Origin of the sequence: Nocardia farcinica (genome assembly GCF_029867845.1) — a bacterium.
Classification (GTDB): Bacteria; Actinomycetota; Actinomycetes; order Mycobacteriales; family Mycobacteriaceae; genus Nocardia; species Nocardia farcinica_A.
In genome coordinates, this window is sequence record NZ_JARWRU010000125.1 from 1 (window position 1) to 4,732 (window position 4,732).

Annotated in this window: 5 protein-coding genes; all 5 read left to right on the forward strand. The window is 70.5% G+C overall.

What is annotated here, in order from left to right; translation table 11 throughout:
- A partial coding sequence (locus tag QH283_RS02415; RefSeq protein WP_280501381.1) for a class I adenylate-forming enzyme family protein occupies positions 1-1,119 on the forward strand: 1,119 nt, incomplete at its 5' end.
- 68 nt (positions 1,120-1,187) lie between these two features.
- Positions 1,188-2,678: an aldehyde dehydrogenase family protein gene (locus QH283_RS02420; protein WP_280501382.1), complete on the forward strand. Its 1,491-nt coding sequence runs from the start codon at positions 1,188-1,190 to the stop codon at positions 2,676-2,678.
- 9 nt (positions 2,679-2,687) lie between these two features.
- Positions 2,688-3,485 carry an MlaE family ABC transporter permease gene (locus QH283_RS02425; RefSeq protein WP_280501383.1) on the forward strand — a complete coding sequence of 266 codons (798 nt, stop codon included), beginning with the start codon at positions 2,688-2,690 and terminating at the stop codon, positions 3,483-3,485.
- The gene (locus QH283_RS02430; RefSeq protein WP_280501384.1) at positions 3,485-4,360 is read left to right on the forward strand and encodes an MlaE family ABC transporter permease; all 876 of its coding nucleotides are present in this window, start codon (positions 3,485-3,487) and stop codon (positions 4,358-4,360) included. The genes QH283_RS02425 and QH283_RS02430 overlap by 1 nt, the downstream gene beginning before the upstream one ends.
- Positions 4,361-4,370: 10 nt before the next feature.
- Positions 4,371-4,732 (forward strand): MlaD family protein (locus QH283_RS02435; protein WP_280501385.1); only part of this gene is annotated, 362 nt, incomplete at its 3' end.

Sequence of the window (4,732 nt, forward strand, 5' to 3'; positions counted from 1 at the left end):
CTGTTCACCTCCGGCACCACCTCCGCGCCGAAGGCCGTCGAACTGACGCACACCAATCTGGTCAGCTACGTCACCGGCACCGTCGAATTCGCCTCCGCCGCACCGGGAGACGCCGCCCTGATCAGTGTGCCGCCCTATCACATCGCCGGTGTGAGCGCGGTGCTGTCCAACCTCTACGCGGGCCGCAAAATCGTGTACCTGCGTCAGTTCGACCCGGCGCGCTGGCTGCGGCTGGTGGCGGGCGAGCGCATCACCAGCGCCACCGTGGTGCCCACCATGCTGGACCGGATCGTCACCGAACTCGAACGCGCGGACGCCGACCTGTCGAGCCTGCGCACCCTGGCCTACGGCGGCGCCAAAGTCGCGCTGCCGCTGCTGCGGCGGGCACTGGAACTCATGCCCGAGGTCGGCTTCGTCAACGCCTACGGCCTGACCGAGACCAGCTCCACCATCACCGTCCTCGGCCCGCAGGACCATCGTGCGGCGCTGGCCGCGACCGACCCCGAGGTCGCGAGAAGACTCGCCTCGGTGGGCAGACCGGTGCCCGGCATCGAACTCCAGATCCGCGACGAACAGGGCGCGGTGCTGCCGCCCGGGCAGACCGGTGAACTGTTCGTGCGCGGCCCGCAGGTCTCCGGCCGCTACACCGGCCTCGGTTCGGTGCTCGACGCCGAGGGCTGGTTCCCGACCCGCGATGTCGCCACCCTCGACGCCGAGGGCTACCTGTTCCTCGGCGGCCGCTGCGACGACACCATCATCCGCGGCGGCGAGAACATCGCGCCCGCCGAGATCGAGGACGTCCTGGTGGAGCACGAGGCGGTGCGCGAGGTCGCGGTGGTCGGCGTCGAGGACGCGGGCTGGGGGCAGATCATCGTCGCCGTGGTGGTCCCCTCGGGCGAGCGGCCGCCCGACCCGGAAGACCTGCGGGCTTTCGTCCGCGCCCGGCTGCGCGGTTCCCGCACTCCCGACCGGGTCGTCTTCCGCGACGAACTGCCCGTCACCCCGACCGGAAAAGTCCTGCGCCGCACCCTCGTCGCCGAACTCCGCCAGGACCCGGCACACCAGCCGGATCGACGATGGCCCGGCGGCAGCACGCCGACGACCGTCCCGGCCCCCTAGCTCCGTTCCGCCCGGCCGGCCCGGCCGAGACCAGTTCGCTCAGCACACCGATCTCCGAGTGGGGAAGCATGTCAACCGAAACCACCGCCGCCGCGCCGACGGCGCCCCTGAACCTCGACCGCCACCTGCTCATCGATGGCGAGCTGGTCGGCCGCGACATCACCTTCCCGACAACGAATCCCGCCACCGGTGCGGTCCTCGGCCATGCGCCGGACGCCAGTGTCGCCGACGTGAACGCCGCGATCGCCGCCGCCCGCCGCGCCTTCGACACCACCGGCTGGGCCGGCGACCGCGAGTTCCGCGTCCACTGCCTCGACCAACTGCACCGCGCTCTGGACGAACACCGCGAAGAGCTGCGCGAGCTGACCATCGCCGAGGTCGGCGCCACCCGTCTGCTCACCACGGCCCAGGTGGACGCCCCCATCGAGATCGTCCGCTACTACGCCGATCTGCTGCGCGACTATCCCTTCACCGAGGAACTCGGCGTGGCGCGGGTGCGCGGCGCCGAGCACCGCCGCTGGGTGGAGAAGGAAGGCGCGGGCGTGGTCAGCGCCATCGTCGCCTACAACTACCCCAACCAGCTGGCCCTGGCCAAGCTGGCCCCCGCGCTGGCCGCGGGCTGCACCGTGGTGCTCAAGGGCGCCCCGGACACCCCGCTGGTCACCCTCGCCATCGGCGAGATCATCGCCCGCCACACCGACATTCCGGCGGGAGTGGTGAACGTGCTCGCCTCCTCCGATCCGGCGGTCGGCGTGGTCATGACCACCCACGACGACGTCGACATGATCACCTTCACCGGCTCGACAGCCACCGGCAAGAAGATCATGGCCGCCGCCAGCGAGACGGTGAAGAAGGTCTTCCTCGAACTGGGCGGCAAATCGGCCATGATCGTGCTCGACGATCTCGACACCGCGGGCCTCGGCCTGCCCGCCATGTTCGCGGCGTTCAGCCAGTGCTCGCACGCCGGTCAGGGCTGCGCGCTCACCTCGCGGCTGCTGGTGCCACGCGCCCGCCACGACGAACTGGTCGCCATGCTGGCCACGAACTTCGCCAACATCACCTACGGCGACCCCGCGCACCCGCACACCTACATGGGCCCGCTCATCAGCGAACGCCAGCGCAAGAAGGTCGACGGCATGGTGCGGCGCGCGATCGACGCGGGCGCCACCCTGGTCACCGGCGGGGAATGCGTCGACCCCGGCTTCTTCTACACCCCGACGCTGCTGACGAATGTCGACCCGGACAGCGAGATCGCCCAGGAGGAGGTCTTCGGGCCGGTTCTGGTGGTCATCCCGTTCGACGATGACGACGACGCCGTGCGCATCGCGAACAACTCCCGCTACGGCCTGGCGGGCGCGGTCTACGCCGCCGACGAACAGCGCGCGCTCGCCGTGGCCCGCCGGATCAGGGCGGGCGCGTGGAGCATCAACGGCGGCCACTACTTCGGCCCGGAGACCCCCTTCGGCGGGTTCAAGGAATCGGGCATCGGCCGCGAGATGGGCAGGGCGGGGCTCGAGGAGTTCCTGGAGAGCAAGACCTTCGCCACCGTGGTCGGATGAGGCACGGCGATGCGACGGACACGACGGGCGTGGTCGCCCGCGGCGGTGGATCGGGCGGCGCGGCCGTTCGAACTCGTCGGCGGCCTGTTCGCCATGTCCGCCGACGCCGTGCGCTTCGTCTTCCGCAGACCGTTCCAGACCAGGGAGTTCTTCGAGCAGGCCTGGTTCATCGTGCGGGTCTCGCTGGTGCCGACCCTGCTGGTGGCCATCCCGTTCACCGTGCTGGTCAGCTTCACCCTCAACATCCTGCTGCGCGAGCTCGGCGCCGCCGACCTCAGCGGCGCGGGCGCGGCCTTCGGCGCGGTCACCCAGGTCGGCCCCATGGTCACCGTGCTGATCGTGGCCGGTTCCGGCGCCACCGCCATGTGCGCCGACCTCGGCTCACGCACCATCCGGGAGGAGATCGACGCCATGCAGGTGCTCGGCATCGACCCGGTGCAGCGGCTGGTCACCCCCCGCATGCTGGCCTCCGGGCTGGTCGCCTTCCTGCTCAACAACCTGGTGTGCGTGATCGGCATCCTCGGCGGCTACCTGTTCTCGGTCTACGTCCAGGACGTCAACCCCGGCGCCTTCGCCGCGGGCATCACCCTGCTCACCGGGATCGACGAGGTGCTCATCTCCTCGGTCAAGGCACTGCTGTTCGGGCTGGTCGCCGGGCTGGTCGCCTGTTATCGCGGGCTGATCGTCACCGGCGGCGCGAAGGCGGTGGGCAACGCGGTCAACGAGACCGTGGTCTACGCCTTCATGTCGCTGTTCGTCATCAATGTGGTCGTCACGGCCATCGGCATCCAGATGACGGTGCGCTGATGACCGACCGGCCCGCGAACCCCGAACTGGCGACCTTCGCCACCCGCTACCCGCTGTTCGTCCGCCGGGTCCGCAAGCCGATCACGGTGGCCGGTGAGGTCGGCGACCACGCCCTGTTCTACGTCAGGGCGCTGGCCTGCGCCCCGTTCGCGGCCTGGCACCATCGTCGCGAGACCATCCGCCTGATCGCCGAGATCAGCATGGGCACCGGCGCGCTGGCGGTCTTCGGCGGCACCGTGGTGATCGTCGGATTCCTCACCCTGGCCACCGGCGGCACCCTCGCCGTCCAGGGCTACAGCTCACTGGGCGACATCGGCATCGAGGCGCTGACCGGCTTCCTCGCCGCCTTCATCAACGTCCGCATCTCCGCCCCGGTGGTCGCGGGCATCGGGCTCGCCGCGACCTTCGGCGCCGGCACCACCGCCCAGCTGGGCGCCATGCGCATCAACGAGGAGATCGACGCGCTGGAATCACTGGCCATCGAACCGATCGCCTACCTGGTCGGCACCCGTCTGGTGGCCGGAATGATCGCCATCACCCCGCTGTACGCGCTGGCGGTGGTGGCCTCGTTCGTGGCCAGCCGATTCACCACGGTGGTGCTGCTCGGGCAGTCCTCCGGGCTCTACAACCACTACTTCTCGACCTTCCTCAACCCGATCGACCTGATGTGGTCGTTCGTGCAGGCGCTGGCGATGGCGATGACGGTGCTGCTGATCCACACCTTCTTCGGTTTCCACGCCGCGGGCGGCCCGGCCGGGGTCGGCACCGCGGTGGGCAACGCGGTGCGCACCTCGCTCATCGCGGTCGTCTCGGTCACCCTGCTCGTCGCCCTCGCGGTCTACGGCGCCGACGGCAACTTCGATCTGTCCGGGTAGGTGAGAGACGATGCGCGACAACCTCCTTCGCCCGCTGGCCGGGATCGTGGCCATGGCCCTGTGCGGGCTGCTGATCGCCGGAGCGGTGCAGAGCTTCCGCGGCGCGTTCGCCGACACCGTGGCCGTGCAGGTGCTCTCGCCGCGCGCGGGGCTGTTGATGAACCCCGACGCCGACGTGAAGATGCGCGGCGTCACCGTCGGCGCGGTGACCGCCATCCGCGAACGCCCCGACGGCCTGGCGGCCCTGGAGTTGGCCATCGACACCGGAGCGCTGGCGCGCATCCCCGGCAACGTCTCGGTGGCCATCGCCTCCACCACCGTCTTCGGCGCGAAGTTCGTCCAGCTCGTCCCGCCCGCGCGCCCCGAGGGCCG

What these genes read in the sequence shown, in the direction of transcription:
- QH283_RS02420 (WP_280501382.1), top strand. Translation starts at nt 1,188, where the DNA reads ATGTCAACCGAAACCACCGCCGCCGCGCCGACGGCGCCCCTGAACCTC.
- QH283_RS02425 (WP_280501383.1), top strand. Translation starts at nt 2,688, where the DNA reads ATGCGACGGACACGACGGGCGTGGTCGCCCGCGGCGGTGGATCGGGCG.
- QH283_RS02430 (WP_280501384.1), top strand. Translation starts at nt 3,485, where the DNA reads ATGACCGACCGGCCCGCGAACCCCGAACTGGCGACCTTCGCCACCCGC.